Raw genomic sequence first — 17,135 nt, 5'->3', positions numbered from 1 at the left:
CGCTCGCCCCACGCCGGGCCGGCGCTGCCGGTGCGGGTCGAGCACCCGGTCGGAGCACATGCGCCAGGATGGGTGCATGACCGACCAGCGGATCGCCGTCGTCGTCCTCGCCGCCGGGCAGGGCACGCGCATGAAGTCGTCCACCCCGAAGGTGCTGCACCGCCTCGCCGGCCTGCCCCTGCTGGCGCACGTGCTGCGCACGGCGTCCTCGATCGAGCCGGAGCACGTCGCCGTGGTCGTGCGGCACGAGCGCGAGCGCGTCGCGGCCGAGGTCGCCGAGCGTGTCCCCGGGGCGATCGTGGTCGACCAGGACGAGGTCCCCGGCACCGGACGCGCCGTCGAGGTCGCGGTGCAGGCGCTCCCGGCGGACTTCGACGGCTCGGTCGTGGTGCTCTCCGGGGACGTCCCGCTGCTCGACACGGCGTCGCTCCGACGCCTCGTGGACGCGCACGCCGGCAACGCCGTGACCCTGGTCAGTGCGATCGCCCCGGACCCGACGGGGCTCGGCCGGGTCGTCCGCGACGCCGCCGGGGCGTTCGTGCGCGTCGTCGAGCACAAGGACGCCACCGAGGCCGAACGGGCCATCACCGAGGCGAACGCCGGCATCTACGCGTTCGACGTGACCCACCTGCGTGCGGTGCTGCCCTCGCTCACCACGGCCAACGCGCAGGGCGAGAAGTACGTCACCGACGTCCCGTCGCTCGTCGCCGCGCGCGGGGGAGCGATCGACGTCGTCACGCTGACCGACCCGTGGCTCGTCGCCGGCATCAACGACCGCGCGCAGCTCGCCGACGCGGCGCGTGAGCTCAACGCCCGCATCGTCCGTCGGCACCAGCTCGCCGGTGTCACCGTGCAGGACCCGGCGACCACGTGGATCGACGTCGACGTCACCGTCGAGGCCGACGCCGAGATCCTCCCCGGCACGCAGCTCGTCGGGGCGACGGCGATCGCCGCCGGCGCGGTGGTCGGACCGGACACCACGCTCCGCGACACCGAGGTCGGAGCCGGCGCGGTCGTGAACCGTGTCGACGCGACGCTGGCGGTCATCGGCGACGGCGCCACGGTCGGTCCCTTCGCCTACCTGCGACCGGGGACGGTCCTGGGCGAGCACGGCAAGATCGGCACGTTCGTCGAGACGAAGAACGCGGTGATCGGCCGCGGCAGCAAGGTCCCGCACCTGTCGTACATCGGTGACGCCGAGGTCGGCGAGGACTCGAACATCGGGGCCAACACGATCACCGCGAACTACGACGGCGTGCACAAGCACCGCACCGAGGTCGGGTCGAACGTCCGCACGGGCTCGCACAACGTGTTCGTCGCCCCGGTTAGGATTGGTGACGGGGCGTACACCGGCGCGGGTACGACCGTCCGCAAGGACGTACCGGCCGGGTCGCTGGCGATCAGCTACGCCCCGCAGCGCAACACCGACGGATGGGTCGAGGAACACCGACCCGGTTCGCCGGCGGCCGAGGCGGCTCGGCGCGCGCACGGCGAACAGATCTGACGGCGGTCGGGTCGATCGAGACGACCCCGAGCGGGTCAGGGAGTGAGCACCGCACTTGTCCGGAATCAAGACCACGGGCCAGAAACGACTCGTCCTCGTGTCGGGCCGGGCGCACCCGGAACTCTCGGCGCAGATCGCCGACGAGCTCGGAGTCGACCTGGTGCCGACCGATGCCCGGACCTTCGCGAACGGTGAGCTCTACGCCCGCTTCGACGAGTCGGTCCGCGGTTGCGACGCGTTCGTCATCCAGTCGCACACCGCGCCCATCAACGAGTGGCTCATGGAGCAGCTCATCATGGTCGACGCCCTGAAGCGTGCCTCGGCGAAGCGCATCACCGTCGTCGCGCCCTTCTACCCCTACGCGCGCCAGGACAAGAAGGGCCGCGGGCGCGAGCCGATCTCGGCCCGGCTCGTCGCCGACCTGTTCAAGGCCGCCGGTGCCCACCGCATCATGAGCGTCGACCTGCACGCCGCACAGATCCAGGGCTTCTTCGACGGCCCCGTGGACCACCTGTTCGCCATGCCCGTCCTGCTCGAGCGCTTCCAGCAGATCCTCGACCCGAAGACCCTGACCGTGGTGTCGCCCGACATGGGCCGTGTGCGCGTCGCCGACATCTGGTCCGAGAAGCTCGGTGCTCCGCTGGCGATCATCCACAAGCGGCGCGACCCGCTCGTGCCGAACCAGGTGTCCGTGCACGAGATCGTCGGTGACGTCTCCGGCCGCGTGTGCCTGCTCGTCGACGACCTCATCGACACCGGCCGCACCATCGCGAAGGCCGCCGAGGCGCTGAAGAACGCCGGCGCGACCGGCGTGGTCGTCGCGGCGACCCACGCCGTGTTCTCCGACCCGGCCACCGAGCTGCTGCAGAGCGAGTTCATCGACCGCGTCGTCGTCACCGACACGCTGCCCCTGCCCGAGGACAAGCGCTGGGACCGCCTCGAGGTCCTGCCGATCGCGCCGCTCATCGCCCGCGCGATCCACGAGGTCTTCGACGACGGGTCCGTGACCTCCATGTTCGACGGTGCCGCGTAGGCGGACCGGACGCGTGTCGGGCGTGACCCGGCCGGCGGGCTGAGCCGTGCCTCCCGTCCACCCGGCACGCGGTGCCCTGGCTGCCCGTCTGCGGGCGACGGGCAGCGTGTTCGCCGAGGACGAGGCCGACCTGCTGCTCGAGGCCGGCGACGGCGATCCGGTGAAGCTGCGCGGGCTCGTGCAGCGGCGACTCGGCGGTGAGCCGCTCGAGGTCGTGCTCGGCTGGGCTGCGTTCGACGGGCACCGTGTCCGGGTCGTCCCGGGGGTCTTCGTGCCGCGGACCCGCACCGCCGTCGTCGTCGAGCAGGCCGCGCGACGCCTGCACCGCTACGACCGGGTCGTCGACCTGTGCTGCGGTGTCGGGGCGATCTCGGTGGCGTTGCTCGGACGGGTCGGCGCACTCGACCTCGTCGCGGCGGACATCGACGCGGACGCCGTCGACGTCGCGGCGGAGAACATCGGCGACCGGGGGATCGTCGTCCTGGGCGACCTGTTCGCGCCGTTGCCCGAGCGCTTCCGCGGTGTCGTCGACGTCGTCGCGGTGAACGCACCGTACGTGCCGTCGGACGCGCTGGCCACCATGCCGGCCGAGGCGAGGGAGCACGAGCGGCGCATCGCGCTGGACGGTGGGCCGGACGGGCTCGACGTGCACCGGCGAGTGGCCGCGGGAGCGGGGGAGTGGCTGCGCCCGGGCGGCGCGGTCGTCATCGAGGTCTCGTCGACGCAGGCGCCGCAGTCCGCTGCGCTGTTCGAGGGCGCCGGGTTCACCGTGACGGTCGAGTCCGACGAGCAGGTCGAGGGCACGTGCATCGTCGCGGAGTTCCCCGCCTGACACTCGTCCGCCGCGGTACCGTCGCGGTGTGGAGTACTCGTTCGCACTGCCGACCGCAGCGGAGTTCCGGGCCCTGTACGACGAGACCGGGTGGGGTGCGTGGGACCTCGAACGGTTCCGTCGGGCGCTGGCCGGCAGCTGGGTGGTGTGCAGCGCACGCGACGAGACGGGACGTCTGGTCGGCATCGGTCGGCTGATCAGCGACGGCGCCCTGCACGCCTTCGTGACCGAGATGATCGTGGCGGAGGACGCGCGCGGCGGGGGCGTCGGCGGCGAGGTGCTCGCGCGGCTCGTCGACGAGTCGCGACGTCGCGGGGTCGACGACGTGCAGCTCTTCGCGGCTCGGGGCCGAGCTGCCTTCTACGAGCAGCGTGGCTTCGCACGCCGGCACGAGGACGGACCGGGCATGGACCTCGTGACGGTCGTCGCGGCGCCCGGCACCGGCAGCGACGGCATCGGCAGCGGGGTCAGCCGGCGCTGACGTGCACCGTGTGCCACCCGGTCGCGCCGTTCGGCGCCGGCGGCCGCTCGACGCTCGTCTGCACCTGACCGTCGGCGCTGACCGCCCGGACCCGGATCGTGTGCGAGCCGGCGTCGGGCGTCCAGCGGTACACCCACTGGCGCCAGGTGTCGGCCGAGACGGAGTCGGCGAGCGTGGCGTCCTGCCACGCGCCGTCGTCGATGCGGACCTGCACGGCCTTCACGCCGGTGTGTGGCTGCCACGCGACGCCGGCGACCGCGACCTGCTGCCCGGCGGTCACCGAGGCACCGCCGCGAGGGGTGTCGATCCGCGACTCGAGCTTCACCGGCCCGCGCTCCGACCACCCGCGAGGTGTCCAGTAGCCCTGGGCGTCGGCGAAGCGGGTGACCTCGAGCTCCGTCACCCACTTCGTCGCGGAGACGTACCCGAACAGCCCGGGGACCACCATCCGCACCGGGAACCCGTGCTCGGCCGGCAGCGGTTCGCCGTTCATCCCGATCGCGAGCAGCGCAGCTGTGCCCTCGTCCTGCAGCACGTCCAGCGGCGTTCCCGCGGAGAACCCGTCGATGCTGCGGGACAGCACCATGTCGGCACCGTCCTGGACACCCGCACGAGCGAGCAGCTCACGGATCGGGTAGCCCAGCCACAGCGCGTTGCCGATCAGGTCGCCGCCGACCTCGTTCGACACGCAGCTGAGCGTGGCCATGTGCTCCTGCAGCGGGAGTGCCAGCAGCTCGTCCCACGTCAGCTCGACCTCGCGGTCGACGGCGCCGTGGATGCGGAGCGACCAGTCTGCGGGGTCGACGGACGGGACCCGCAGCGCGGTGTCGATCCGGTAGAAGTCGGCGTTCGGGGTGACGTAGGGCGTGATCCCGTCGACGTCGAGGGACGCGCCCCCGGGAACGGCGGGCGCGGTCGTCGCCGCACGCGGCAGCCGGACCGCCCGCCGTGCCGCTGCGGCGGCCTGCACCGCCGCGGTGCCGGCTCGCGACGCTCCTCCCACGACGATCGCCGCCACGGCCGTCGTCGCGCTCCACACGAGGAAGGTGCGCCGCTCGGTCGCCGCGGGGCGGGGCGAGGCCGACGGCGCGGCGGTCGCTGCCTCCCACCGGCGGAGGCGACGCAGGAGCACGCGGAGCACGACGATCGCGGCTGCGACGCCGAGGACCGTGGGCGCTCCGTCCCACGTCCCGCTGCCCGATCGGGTGGTGACGGCGATCAGCGCGAGGACCGCACCGGCCGCGAGGACGAGCGCGCCGAACGGCGGGCGGGCACGTTCGAGCACACCGGCGCCAGCGCTGACCGCGGCCGTCACCACGGCCATGAGCACGAAGAGGGCGACCTTGTCCCCGGTGCCGAACAGGCCGACCATCAGGTCCTTCGCCGCCGGGGGAGCGAGGTCGATCACGGCGGAGCCGACGGCCACCAGCGGACTGCCCGCCCCGCCGAGCAGCAGTGCTCCGAGCTCGGCGACCGCCAGGAACGCGGCGATCGCGATCACGCCGCAGACCGCGGCGAGCAGGGCCGGGCGACGGACCGGGGTCGGGGTCGGTGCCTGCTCGGTGGTCGGTGCCGCTGACGTGCTCACCCGTGCAGCGTAGGTCGGCGCCACCGCGGATGGGCTGACAACAGCACGGCGGTGGACGCCTCGGTCCCGCTCCGCGCCGGGTTCGTCGGTCGTGCGCCGCTCCGGGACAGCGCCGCCGACCGCGGCCGTGCGAGGATCGGGAGCGTGTTGGACCGACCAGACCGCGTGCCCAGCGGCCGCCGCGCGCACCGGCCGCGGACGCCGGGGAGCGCTGGCCGCCGGTTCGCGGTCCTGCGGTGGACCCTCGTCGGTGTCTGGACCGCGCTCGTCGTCAGCCGCATCGTGGTCGTGGCGGCAGCGCCGCAGACCGACCTGGCGTTCCTCGGCATCGCCGAGCTCGTCGCGATCTCCGTCGGCGTGGTCGGGCTCGTCGTCGCCGTCGTCCGCGCCCGCGCGATCCGTCGGCGACGCGCGGACGAAGCGCTCGCACTGGCCATCCGTCGCATCGACCCGACGGTCTGGCTGGTCCCCGCGGCGCCGACACCGGAACTGCGACAGGACGTGCTGCGGGCCCGCCCCGAGGTCACCCTGGGCGAGCACGTGACCTGGGCGTTCGGAGCCACCGAGGCGTCGCTCTGGGAACTCGAGGAGCGCCGGGCGACGCGGCTGCTCGTGATCCGCTGGAGCCGGATGGTGCACGTCGGGGTCGAGGACGTCCCGGGGGAGCGCGACGCGAGCGCCGTGGCGATGCACTACGTCCGACCGGACGACTCCGCTGCCGTCGCGACGTTCTTCGTCCGCTCGTCGCCCGGGTCCCGACGGCTGCTCGGACGGGGACCTCGGCTCGAGCGACTCGTCGCCGACCTCGCGCGGGAGCGGATCGTGGCCTGACCGCGTCGCCCGTGTCCGGCCCCGGGGCCGAACGGATCGACCGACCGGCCGCGGCAGCTGCCTCCTCCGGCCGGGCGGCAGCACGCCCCGCTGACCCGGCGGGAGCACGCCCCGCCGACTCTGCGGCAGCAGGCCCCGCCGACCCGGCGGGAACACGCCCCGTCGACTCTGCGGCAGCAGGCCCCGCCGACCCGGCGGCAGCAGGCCCCGCCGTCCGACGGGGCCTGCTGCCCGACCGGGTCAGTGCGTGGAGGGTTCCTGCTCGACCTCGCGCCGGCCGTCCTCGGACCACAGCGTGTGGAAGGTGCCGTCCTTGTCGACGCGCTGGTAGGTGTGCGCTCCGAAGAAGTCACGCTGCCCCTGGATGAGCGCCGCCGGCAGTCGATCGGACGCGAGCGAGTCGAAGTACGCCAGCGCGGACGAGAACCCCGGGGCGGGGATGCCGGACGCAGCGGCGATGCCGACGATGCGACGCCAGGCCGCTTCGCCCTCGGCGACGGCGTCCGCGAAGTACGGGTCGACCAGCAGGCTCTCGAGCGCGGGGTTCTTGTCGTACGCCTCGACGATGCGGTTGAGGAACTGGGCGCGGATGATGCAGCCACCGCGCCAGATCTTCGCGACCGCGCCGAGGTCGATGTCCCAGTCGTACTCCTTCGCCCCGGCGATGATGAGGTCGAAGCCCTGCGCGTACGCGACCACCTTCGACGCGTACAGCGCGGCCCGGACGTCGTCCTCGAACGTGTCGGGGACGTCGACCACGTCCGGTCGGTTCGTCACGGAGCGCTGGACGGCTGCACGCTGCGACGGCTTCGAGGACACCGCACGGGCGAAGACCGCCTCACCGATGCCGGAGACGGGGATGCCGAGCCCGACCGCGTTCTGCACCGTCCACACACCCGTGCCCTTGGACCCGGCCTCGTCACGGATGACGTCGACGAGCGGCTTCCCGGAGTCGGCGTCCTGCTGCTTGAGGACCTCGCCGGTGATCTCGATCAGGTAGGACTCGAGGTCGCCCTCGTTCCACTTCTCGTAGATCTGGACGAGTTCGTCGACCGAGTGTCCGCCGGCACGACGGAGCAGGTCGTAGGACTCGGCGATCAACTGCATGTCCGCGTACTCGATGCCGTTGTGGACCATCTTGACGAAGTGACCGGCGCCGTCGGTACCGATGTGCGTCACGCACGGCTCGCCCTCGGCCACCGCGGCGATCGACTTCAGGATCGGGCCGAGGGTCTCCCACGCCTCGTCCGAGCCGCCGGGCATGATCGACGGGCCCTTCAGCGCGCCCTCCTCGCCACCCGAGATGCCGGTGCCGACGAAGTTCAGGCCCTGCTCACGCAGGTCGTGCTCGCGGCGGATGGTGTCGTGGAAGTTGGCGTTGCCGCCGTCGACGATGATGTCGCCTTCCTCGAAACGGTCGGCGAGCTGCTCGATGACGGCGTCGGTGCCCTTGCCCGCCTGCACCATGATGATCGCGGTGCGCGGCTTCGACAGCGACGCGACGAAGCCGTCGATGTCCTCGGACGCGATGAACCCCATGTCGCCGTGCTCGTCCAGCAACTCCTGGGTGCGCGCGTAGGTGCGGTTGTACACCGCGACCGTGTTGCCCTCGCGCGAGGCGAGGTTGCGGGCCAGGTTCGACCCCATCACCGCCAGACCGACGACACCGATGTTCGCCGTGCCGCCGTCGTCGTGCTGTTCGTTGTCCGCCACCTGAGTCTCCTTCGTCCTGACGTGTCGCGGCCCACGGTACGACCGACACCTGGGGTCGGCACGGGGATCCGGTCAACTGGGGACGGGAAGCGGACGACCCGTACTGTGGAGGGATGACCGACCACGACGTCCTCCCGCCCGTGCTCGTGATGGGTGTCTCCGGCTCGGGCAAGTCCACGATCGGTCAGGCGCTGGCCGACGCGCTCGCCGAGCAGGGCCAGCCGAGCACGTTCGTCGACGCCGACGACCTCCACCCGGCCGCCAACAAGGAGAAGATGCGGCAGGGTACGCCGCTGACCGACGAGGACCGATGGCCGTGGCTGGACGCCTGCGCGGCACGGATCGCCGAGGTGCAGGCGTCGGGGCGCCGGTGCGTCATGGCGAACTCCGCGCTGAAGCGCGTCTACCGCGACCGGCTGCGCAGCGCGGCACCCGACCTGGTGATCGCCTTCCTCGACGGGTCGCACGACCTCATCGCCGAGCGCCAGGCGCACCGTCACCACGAGTACATGCCGTCGTCGCTGCTCGACTCGCAGTTCGCGACCCTCGAGCGGCCCCAGCCCGACGAGACCGTCGTCGCGGTGTCCATCGAGGGGTCGGTCGACGACACCGTGGCGACGATCACGTCGGCGCTGGCGGTCACTTCCGGCTGAGCTCCGCGAGCCGCGAGCGGTACTCGTCCGCGTCGATGTCACCCCGGGCGAACCGGTCGGCGAGGACGGCCCGGGCATCGGACCGCGCCCGCCAGCCGCCGCGACGCAGGACGCCGAACACGACGGCGGTGGCCAGGAGCACCAGCAGGAAGAACGCCGGGAACAGGAAGAAGGGCGGCCCGCCGTGCCCGAGGGGGCCGACGGCGGCGAAGGTGGAGAGAGCGGTGTGCACGGTTGCCTCCTGGGCGGATCGTGTCGCCCGGTCGGGCGACGTTCCCAGCATCCGGCCCGGAGGCTCGTCCCGCGTCCGCCACGGAGGCCGACTCCCGCCTGCTCCCGCAGCCGTACGACCGGTCCTCCTGCACCACCGACTACTCCCGTAGGAGTAGTCCACAGCTCCTGCCACGACCCGATGCCGTGCCGCCGAGGCGACCCTAGGCTCGGACGCATGCACCGCACCCCCACTGCCGCCGCCGAGGCGACCGACGACCAGCGAGACGGCGTCCGTCGCTTCGCCCGGTTCGGTCGGGTACTGCCGGTCGCACTCGTGCAGATCGTGGGGACACTGCTGGCGGCGCGCTTCCCGACCGGGCCGACCGACACCGTCGGCCCTCGCGGTGGCCCGCCCTGGGCGACCCACGTCCTCGGCTCCTCGATCGTCGACGCAGCGCAGCCGGGTCCACTCGCGATCGTGCTGCTCGTCGTCGGGGTGCTCGTCCTGCCGTGGCGCTGGCGGTGGCCGACGGGCGTCCTCGCCGTGACGCTCGTGACGACGATCGGCTACGCCCTGCTGGTCAGTCCGCGGGGGCCGTTCGTGGCCGCGCTGACGATGGCGGCGGTGAACGCGTGGCTGCACGGGCGCCGCACCGCAGTGGGTGTCGCGCTCGGACTGGCCGTCACGGCGCTGCCGACCGCCGACGAGTTCCTCGGCCGTGCACCCGCGCGGAACCTCGACGCGGTCGTCCTCGCCGTCGCCTGGGCAGCGGTGACCCTGTCCGTGGCGGAGCTCGTCCGCGTCCGTCTCGACCGCGTCGCGGACCGACGGCGTCGGCGCGCTGCCGCAGAGCAGGAACGCGCCCGTGACGAGCGCGTCCGCATCGCCCGTGAGCTCCACGACTCCGTCGCGCACAGCATGTCGCTCATCAACCTGCAGGCGGGTGTCGCGCTCCACCTGGGGTCAGCGCTCCCCGAGCAGACCCGCACATCGTTGGCCGACATCCGTGAGACGAGCCGCGAGGCACTGGTCGAGCTGCGGACGATCCTCGGGGTCCTCCGGTCGGTCGACGGGTCCGGGGACCGGGACGTCGTCGGGACGGACGGACCGACCGGCGGAACGGCCGACCGCGGGCCCGCCGGGAGCGAGCCGCTCCCCGGCGCCGCGGACCGCACCCCCGTCCCGGGGCTCGACCGCCTGGCGGACCTGGTCGAGCGGGCACGCGCGGCCGGCATCGACATCAGCGCGACGGTCGAAGGTGACCCTGCACCGGTGGACCGGACCACGGACCGCACGGCCTTCCGGATCGTGCAGGAGTCGGTGACGAACGTGATGAAGCACGCTCCCGAGCACCGCGCCCGCATCGCGGTGCGGTTCGGACCGGAGATCGTGGACCTGTCGGTCGAGGACTCCCCGGCCCCGGACCGTGACCCGGCCGACGCCCGGGTCACGCCGCTGCTCGGACCGTCCGGCAACGGCATCATCGGGATGCGCGAGCGGGCCTCCGCCGTCGGTGGCACCCTGTCGGCCGGACCCACGCCGGACGGCGGGTGGCGCGTCGTCGCACGACTGCCCTCGACCGTCGCCGCGCGGTCGTCGGACGCGGCCGAGCACGAGCACGAGCACGAGCACGAGGACGAGGACGAGGACGAGGAGCGATCGTGACGACCACCGACGAGGCCATCCGGGTCGTGCTCGTGGACGACCAGGTGCTCATCCGCGCCGGGCTCCGCGCCCTGGTCGACGCCGAACCGGGGATGACCGTGGTCGGCGAGGCCGGCGACGGTGACTCGGCCGTCGCGGCGGTCCGGCGTGAGCGTCCGGACGTCGTGCTGATGGACATCCGGATGCCGGGCACGGACGGGCTCGTCGCGACCCAGCGCATCTCGGCGGATCCGGACCTCGACGGCGTGCACGTGGTGATCCTCACCACCTTCGAGGAGGACTCGTACGTGTTCGAGGCGATCCGTGGCGGTGCGGCCGGCTTCCTCGTGAAGGACACCGAACCCGCCGAACTGCTCCGCGCCGTCCGTACCGTGCACGCCGGGGAGTCGTTGCTGTCGCCGGGTCCGACGCGCTCGCTCGTCGCCGCCTACGCAACGCACGCGAAGCCGTCCGCGCTGGCCCCGTCCCTCGACGTCCTCACTGAACGCGAGCGCCAGGTCATGCAACTCGTCGCCCTCGGCCTGACCAACACGGAGATCGCCGAGCGGCTCTTCGTCAGTCCGATGACCACGAAGACGCACGTCTCGCGCGCCATGATCAAGCTCGGTGCCCGCGACCGCGCGCAGTTGGTCGTCTTCGCCTACGAGACCGGGCTGGTCACTCCGAGATGGCAGCCGTGATCAGGCCCGGTGCGCGAGGACGGCCGCGTGCGGGCGCGCTCCGTCGTCGGAGCGTCGGTGCACGGCGTCGACCGTGAGACCCGCGTCCTCGATCGCAGCGACCATCCGCTCGACGGGCCATCGGTGGGCGGTCGTCACCGCGTGGTCGAACGGCTCGAGCGTCGGACCCTCGAAGAACCCGACGAGCAGCCCGCCCCCGGGTGCCAGGATCCGGCGGCACTCCGCGAGCGCGACCGGCACCCGGTCCGGACGGTGGTGCACGAGCGAGTACCAGGAGAGCACACCGCCGACACCGCCGTCGGACAGACCTGTCGCCTCGATCGTCCCGGTCCGGAAGTCGACCTCGGGAGCGGCAGCGCGCGCGAGCTCGACGAACCGCGGTACGGGCTCGATCCCGATGACGGCGTGGCCACGGCGGTGCAGGTGCGCGGTCCAGTGGCCGGGTCCGCACCCCACGTCGAGCAGGAGTCCGGGCGTCGTGTCCGCCCAGTCCTCGACGAGCGTCCGGTCCTCGGGGTGGACGGCGTCCATCGACCCGAGGACCTCGGCGTACTCGTGCGCCCGGTCGTCGTAGGCCGCCACGACACGGGCGTCCGCTCGAGCTGCTGCGCTCGGGGCGCTCATCGAGGCAGGGTCCACGGGGCGACGCTACCGCCGACCGCCGACCGCCGATCGCCGACCGCCGACCGCCGACCGCCGACGTACCGACGGGCGCACGACCGGGGCCGCTGCTGCCCGACGGTGAGCGGTGGGCGCACGACAGCGGGGTCGAGCCACCCGGAGGTGACCCGACCCCGCCGTGCGGAGCGCCGGATGCCGGGTCAGTCAGACGACCGACGGGACCGTCGTCGGCTGATGAGCACGGTCAGCCCGGGCACGAGGAGCGCGAGCGCCAGCGCCACCGCAGCACCGACGGTCGTCCCCGTGTAGGCGAGTCGGCCGGCGGACAGGGCCTGCGCCGCGCCGGTCCGCTCGTGACCGCTGCCGATCGGCGCGTCACCGCCCGCCTCGGTACCGGTGCCGGCGCCACCCGGACGGCCGCCGTCACCGTCACCGGGGTTCCCCGGACCACCGGTCCCGTCGCCTGCTCCCGGGTCCCCGCCGTCGTCCCCACCCCCGCCGTCCCCACCGTCGCCGGGTCCGGCCTCGACCAGGCCGGCATCGACGGTCGTGTCGCGGCGCACCCCCTCGAGCGCACCCTCCGCGCTCGTGACCCGGTCGATCATGACCGCCGCGGTCTCACCGTCCGGTCCGGCGTCGGAGTCGACCGCCGGGTCGTCGCCGACGTGCTCCTCGGTGAAGTGCATGCCGTCGGGCGCCGTGAAGTGCACGCGGTAGTCGCCCGGCCGCAGCCCGTCGAACCGGTACCCGCCCTGGTCGTCGGTGGTCGCACGGCGATCGACCGCGTCGCCGTGGTCGTCGGTCCCGGTCAGGGCGACGGGGACGCCCCGGACGCCGGGCTCGTCGTCGTCCTGCAGGCCGTCGTCGTTCCGGTCGTCCCACACCCGGTCACCGATCATGCCGGCGACGACCCGGACCGTCGACGGGTTCGACTGCACCGGGAGCGCCAGGTCGGACGTCCGCAGGCCGAACCGGTTCACGTAGCGGTCGCCGTCGTGCGCGCCGCTCGTCGCGAGCACGAGCCGGTGCGTGACGGTCTCGCCGGCGGGGACCGGCGTCTGCCGTTCGATCCGGACGGCGGTCACCCGGTCGAGTGCGTCCGGGCAGCCGCTCGCACCGAACTCGTCCTCGGTGCACCAGTGGGTCGTACCGCCGGGCTGGTTGCTCGGGTCGGCACCGTCGGGGGAGACGTCGGCGGCCTCGGTGTCGGTGTACCGGACGACCTCACCGGCGTCGGGGTCGGTGGGGACCGGCGCCGCGAGTCCGACGGTGCCGTGGAAGTCCGAGCCTCGTGCGTCTCCGTGTTGCGGGAGCACGTCGATCAGGTCGAGGCCGCCGATCGCGGCGTCGTCGGTGTTCGTGACGTCGAGGTCCCACTCCGGATCGTCGCCGGTCACGACGACGGGGGCAGGCGTGCGCTTCTCGACCCCGACCCCGCCGGTGGTGACGACCTCCAGGCCGCGCTCGGCGGTGCGCCAGCGCTCGTCGGACCGGTCGGCCGGTGACGCCACGGTCACCGTGTTGCTGATCGGACCGGCCGGCGCCGAGCGGTCGATCCGCGCCGTGTAGGTGATCGGGGTGATGCGGCTGTTCGGTTCCACGTCGTGCAGCGTCCAGGTCAGACGCTGGTGCTCCTGGCCGTCGGCACCCGGCACCGTGTCGACCTCGGGGGTCCTCGACGCACTGTCCTCGACGTACGAGGTGTGCGCGGGCAGGACGTCACGGACGGTCACGTCGGTGGGGCGACCGTCGGCGAAGCCGTTCGTCAGGGTCGGCCGGAGCGCGTAGTCGACGGTGTTGCCGGGGACGACCGAGCTCGTCCGGTCCGGGGTGTCCGCAGCGTCGGAACCCGGATCGACGACGACCTTGCCGACGCGGACCAGGTCCTCGGTGAGCTCCACGCTGTCGGCCAGCCCGCCGGCACCGAGCCCGGGGTCCTGGTGGTCGTGCACCCACTCGGGCCGGTGGTCACCGAAGCGGGCGTGCCCGAAGTCGTACACCCGGGTCCCGTCGGGCGCGCGCTGCGTCGTCACCGTGGAGTACAGGCCGCCGCTCGCGCCGCCGGCCAGGTCGCCGGTGACGCGGACCGCCCCGACCGCCGCGATGCCGCCGGGGACCTCCGCCGGGTCGTCGAACCAGGGGCCGTCGCCGTCATCGCAGGTGCGGACCTGGCCTGCCGCCGGTGACGCCATGTCGTACGCGGCGTACTGCACGTGCGCGTGCTCGAGGCCGCTCGACCACGCAGGGGCCCGCCCTGCCACCGTCGTCAGGCGCTGCGTCCGGCGGTCGAAGGTGTCGCAGAGCGCTGCGCCGCGGAAGGGTGCGAGACCGGTGTTCGCCATCGTGACGTCACTGCGGAGTCGGGTGCCGCCCGAGGCCCACGGGTCTCCGTCCTTCGCCGATCCGGCGGTCACGCCGCTGCCGTCGCTCCCGAGGCGCCAGAGCCGCTTGCCTGCGCTGCCCGGTCCGAGCTCGACGAGGTTCCGCCGGGCGCTGTTGTCGGCCGTCGGCTCCACGCCGCCGGGGAAGTTCGGGGTCCCGCTGACCGAGGTCGTCTGCAGCGGCGTGAAGGTGTTCACCGACTCGACGGACGTCGGCACCGACGGGGTGGGCATCCACAGCGAGATCCACCCGCTCACGACGTACGGCTTCGCGCCGCCGCTGATCGGGCCGCCGCCGATGTTGCGCCCCGGCATGCGCGCGGCGTCCGTCACGGCGCCGTGGATCGTCACGTCGACCTCGCCGCCGGGCGCTGCCTGCGTGCAGGTGACGGTGCCGGAGTCGGCCACGGCTCGGTCGCCTCCGCCGCGGCCGCCCGGCAGACCGCCGAACTGCACGCCGTCCTCGCCGTTGCGGCCGCAGGCGGGTCGACCGCCGTTCCAGAGCACCGCACCCGACGGTCGGTCGCCGAGCAGGTGGGACAGGTCGTCGGTGAAGTGCATGTCGCCCGTGCTCCGCTCGAAGCCGAGCAGGCCCTGCCCGGGGACGGGGGACTGCCAGTCGACGGTGATCGGGTAGCGCAGTTGCACGCCGGGGGTGCCGTCCGGCCCCGGCACGTCCGACCGCAGGGTCGAGCCCACCACGGCCTTGCTGAGGTTGTACCGTGGCGCGGCGGACACGACGGTCGTCGCCGACGTGACCGGTGCGGTGGGCTCGGCGTCGTCGGCGGTCGCGGTGCCCGTCACGGCGATGCGGTCACCGTTCCGCAGGTCCCCGGAGACGTCGAGCACGGCCGGCACGGCGACGGCGTGCCCCGAGGGGACGTCGCCGAGGTCGCAGGTGAGCCGCTGGCCCTCGACCGCCGACCCGGCACCCGTGCACGCGAGCGGGACCCCCGCCCAACCCGTGCCCGCCGGAGCGTCGAGGACGAAGCGCTCGTGGTGCGCGGTCCCGTCGCCGGCGTTCACCGTGACCCGGTACGTGACGGCGTCGCGGGTCCGGACGATGCCGTTCGCGGGACCCCGGTCCCCGCCCGGGCCGTCGTCCGGCGTGAAGGGCCCGCGGCCGTCGGCGGCGACCTCGACGGCCAGGCCGACCACCGCTGCCGGCGCGGTCGCGGCAGCGGCAGCACCGGCCGGTCCGAGCAGGACGGAGGGGACCGCGAGGGCCACTGCCCCCAGGGCGCCGACCGCGCGGCCGAGCGAGGGCGGCCCGTCGGGTCGGCCGGGTCGGCCGGAGCGGGCAGGGGCGGGCGAGGGAGGACGTTCGGACGACGGACGACGAGACATGGCGCTCCTCAGTCGGAGATCGGATGGACGACGGACGCCTCACCCTGACCCCGCCGACGCCGAAGGACCGAACACTCCGCATGTCACATGTGCGGCATCCCGCTCAGAGCTTGAACGTCGCCCGTGGGATGTCCGACACGATCCTCCGTGCCGTCCGCACCGCGTCCTCCTCGGAGAGCTGGTGCGACACCACGAGCGACGCCAGGTACGCCGCATCGGCCCGTCGTGCCATGTCGTGCCGTGCAGGGATCGAGCAGTACGCCCGGGTGTCGTCGATGAACCCGGAGGTCTTCGTGAACCCGGCGGAGTCCGTCACCGCCGCCCGGTAGCGGCCGATCGCCGCCGGGGTGTCGATGAACCACCACGGGGCGCCCGCGTACACGGCGGGGTAGAAGCCGGCCAGGGGGCCGATCTCGCGCGAGAAGACGGTCTCGTCCACGGTGAACAGCACGAGGTGGAAGCCGGGTGCGGTCCCGAAGGCCTCGAGCAGCGGCCGGAGCGGCTCCGTGAACGCGCCGACGGCCGGCAGGTCGTGGCCCGTGTCCGGGCCGAACCGCTCGAGGGTCGGCGTGTGGTGGTTCCGGAGCACGCCCGGGTGCAGCTGCATGACGAGGCCGTCGTCGACGCTCATCTCCGCCCACCGGTAGAGCATGTCGTGGCGGTAGGCGACCGCCTCGGCCGCGGTGACGCCCGACGGGCCCTGCATCGCCGCCGCGTGGATGCGCGAGCGCTCGGTCGCGGACAGCGGCGCGGATCCCGCGTCGAGCACGCCGGTGTCGGTGGCGGTCGCGCCGTGCTCGATGAAGTACCGGCGCCGGTCCCGGAGGGCCGCCAGCAGCCCGTCGTGGGTGCCCGTGTCGATGCCGGACGCCTCGCCGATCGACGCGACCACGTGCCTCCAGTCCGGGCGTGACGGGTCGAACACGGCATCCGCGCGGAAGGTGGGGAGCACCCGACCGGTGAAGGAGGGGTCGGCGGCGAGCCGTGCGTGCGCTGCGAGGTCGTCCGCGGGGCCGTCGGTGGTCGCGAGCACCTCGATCCCGAAGGAGTCGAACAGCGCGCGGGGTCGGAGCGCCGGCGTCGCGAGCGCGGCTGCGATGCGGTCGTACTGCGCGTCCGCGTTCGCGGCCGACGGCTGCTCGGTCAGACCGAAGACGTCGTGCAGCTCGGTCTCGAACCAGTAGCGGACCGGCGTGCCGGCGAAGTCGTCCCAGTGCTCGGCGAGCCGGCGCCAGACCTCCCGGCCGTCGGGGTCCGGGTGCGTGCCCGTCAGGTCGCGGCGACCCAGTTCCTGCAACCCGACCCCGTTCGCGTGCAGCATGCGCAGGACGTAGTGGTCGGGCGTGACCAGCAGCGCAGCGGGGTCCGGGAACGGCTGGTCGTCCGCGATGAGCGCCGCGTCGACGTGCCCGTGCGGGGAGATGATCGGGGCGTCGCGGACCGCCTCGTAGACGGTGCGGGCGACCGAGCGCGTCCCCGGGTCCGCCGGGAACAGCCGGTCGGGGTGCGGTGCGAGCGGCGTGGTCGTGCTGGTGGAGGGCATCATCGGCTCCTTCGGGCAGGCGGGCGAGGTCGGGCGAGCGGCGGGTGGG

At 73.5% G+C, this 17,135-nt stretch carries 14 protein-coding genes; 8 read left to right on the top strand and 6 right to left on the bottom strand.

Going from position 1 to position 17,135, the window contains the following annotated elements; genetic code table 11:
• The first annotated feature begins 76 nt into the window (after positions 1-76).
• The 4 genes from glmU to M3677_RS10815 are packed head-to-tail and all read left to right on the top strand — an operon-like array spanning position 77 to position 3,850.
• Positions 77-1,504 (top strand): bifunctional UDP-N-acetylglucosamine diphosphorylase/glucosamine-1-phosphate N-acetyltransferase GlmU, encoded by a 1,428-nt coding sequence (glmU, locus tag M3677_RS10830; RefSeq protein WP_251160535.1) that lies wholly within the window; start codon positions 77-79, stop codon positions 1,502-1,504.
• A gap of 55 nt (positions 1,505-1,559) precedes the next feature.
• Positions 1,560-2,537, top strand: coding sequence for a ribose-phosphate diphosphokinase (locus M3677_RS10825; RefSeq protein ID WP_066652469.1), 978 nt, complete (start codon positions 1,560-1,562; stop codon positions 2,535-2,537).
• A gap of 46 nt (positions 2,538-2,583) precedes the next feature.
• Positions 2,584-3,369, top strand: coding sequence for a putative protein N(5)-glutamine methyltransferase (locus tag M3677_RS10820; protein WP_251160534.1), 786 nt, complete (start codon positions 2,584-2,586; stop codon positions 3,367-3,369).
• 28 nt (positions 3,370-3,397) lie between these two features.
• Complete coding sequence (locus M3677_RS10815) at positions 3,398-3,850, top strand: GNAT family N-acetyltransferase (protein WP_209683807.1); 453 nt, start codon at positions 3,398-3,400, stop codon at positions 3,848-3,850.
• Here M3677_RS10815 and M3677_RS10810 read toward each other — a convergent pair.
• On the bottom strand, positions 3,837-5,438 hold the full coding sequence (locus M3677_RS10810; RefSeq protein ID WP_251160533.1) for a molybdopterin-dependent oxidoreductase: 1,602 nt from the start codon (positions 5,436-5,438) through the stop codon (positions 3,837-3,839). The two genes, M3677_RS10815 and M3677_RS10810, sit on opposite strands and share 14 nt — an antisense overlap.
• Before the next feature lie 144 nt (positions 5,439-5,582).
• Between M3677_RS10810 and M3677_RS10805 the strand changes: the two genes are divergently transcribed.
• Positions 5,583-6,269: a hypothetical protein gene (locus tag M3677_RS10805; RefSeq protein ID WP_251160532.1), complete on the top strand. Its 687-nt coding sequence runs from the start codon at positions 5,583-5,585 to the stop codon at positions 6,267-6,269.
• A 240-nt stretch (positions 6,270-6,509) separates the two neighbouring features.
• On the opposite strand, the gene gndA is transcribed toward M3677_RS10805, so the two are convergent.
• The gene (gene gndA, locus M3677_RS10800) at positions 6,510-7,982 is read right to left on the bottom strand and encodes an NADP-dependent phosphogluconate dehydrogenase (RefSeq protein WP_081984671.1); all 1,473 of its coding nucleotides are present in this window, start codon (positions 7,980-7,982) and stop codon (positions 6,510-6,512) included.
• A 113-nt stretch (positions 7,983-8,095) separates the two neighbouring features.
• On the opposite strand from gndA, the gene M3677_RS10795 reads away from it, so the two are divergent.
• Positions 8,096-8,635, top strand: a complete 540-nt coding sequence (locus tag M3677_RS10795; protein WP_209683801.1) for a gluconokinase — start codon at positions 8,096-8,098, stop codon at positions 8,633-8,635.
• Here M3677_RS10795 and M3677_RS10790 read toward each other — a convergent pair.
• Positions 8,622-8,867, bottom strand: a complete 246-nt coding sequence (locus M3677_RS10790) for an SHOCT domain-containing protein (protein ID WP_251160531.1) — start codon at positions 8,865-8,867, stop codon at positions 8,622-8,624. The genes M3677_RS10795 and M3677_RS10790 overlap by 14 nt on opposite strands.
• Positions 8,868-9,083: 216 nt before the next feature.
• Here M3677_RS10790 and M3677_RS10785 point away from each other — a divergent pair, with 216 nt between their 5' ends.
• Positions 9,084-10,514, top strand: coding sequence for a sensor histidine kinase (locus M3677_RS10785; RefSeq protein ID WP_251160530.1), 1,431 nt, complete (start codon positions 9,084-9,086; stop codon positions 10,512-10,514).
• Positions 10,511-11,194: a response regulator transcription factor gene (locus tag M3677_RS10780; protein WP_251160529.1), complete on the top strand. Its 684-nt coding sequence runs from the start codon at positions 10,511-10,513 to the stop codon at positions 11,192-11,194. Before M3677_RS10785 ends, M3677_RS10780 begins: the two co-directional genes overlap by 4 nt.
• On the opposite strand, the gene M3677_RS10775 is transcribed toward M3677_RS10780, so the two are convergent.
• From M3677_RS10775 to uxaC, 3 genes are all read right to left on the bottom strand, one after another.
• Positions 11,195-11,818: a class I SAM-dependent methyltransferase gene (locus M3677_RS10775; RefSeq protein WP_251160528.1), complete on the bottom strand. Its 624-nt coding sequence runs from the start codon at positions 11,816-11,818 to the stop codon at positions 11,195-11,197.
• A gap of 197 nt (positions 11,819-12,015) precedes the next feature.
• Positions 12,016-15,426 carry an SdrD B-like domain-containing protein gene (locus M3677_RS18435; protein ID WP_251160527.1) on the bottom strand — a complete coding sequence of 1,137 codons (3,411 nt, stop codon included), beginning with the start codon at positions 15,424-15,426 and terminating at the stop codon, positions 12,016-12,018.
• A gap of 220 nt (positions 15,427-15,646) precedes the next feature.
• A complete protein-coding gene (gene uxaC, locus M3677_RS10765) occupies positions 15,647-17,086 on the bottom strand; it encodes a glucuronate isomerase (RefSeq protein WP_251160626.1) in 1,440 nt (479 codons plus the stop codon).
• Positions 17,087-17,135: the final 49 nt, after the last annotated feature.

The organism is Curtobacterium sp. P97 (assembly GCF_023712445.1).
Lineage (GTDB): Bacteria > Actinomycetota > Actinomycetes > Actinomycetales > Microbacteriaceae > Curtobacterium.
Note: the sequence above shows the minus strand (reverse complement) of the source record. Positions and strands in the feature narration are given on the sequence as shown.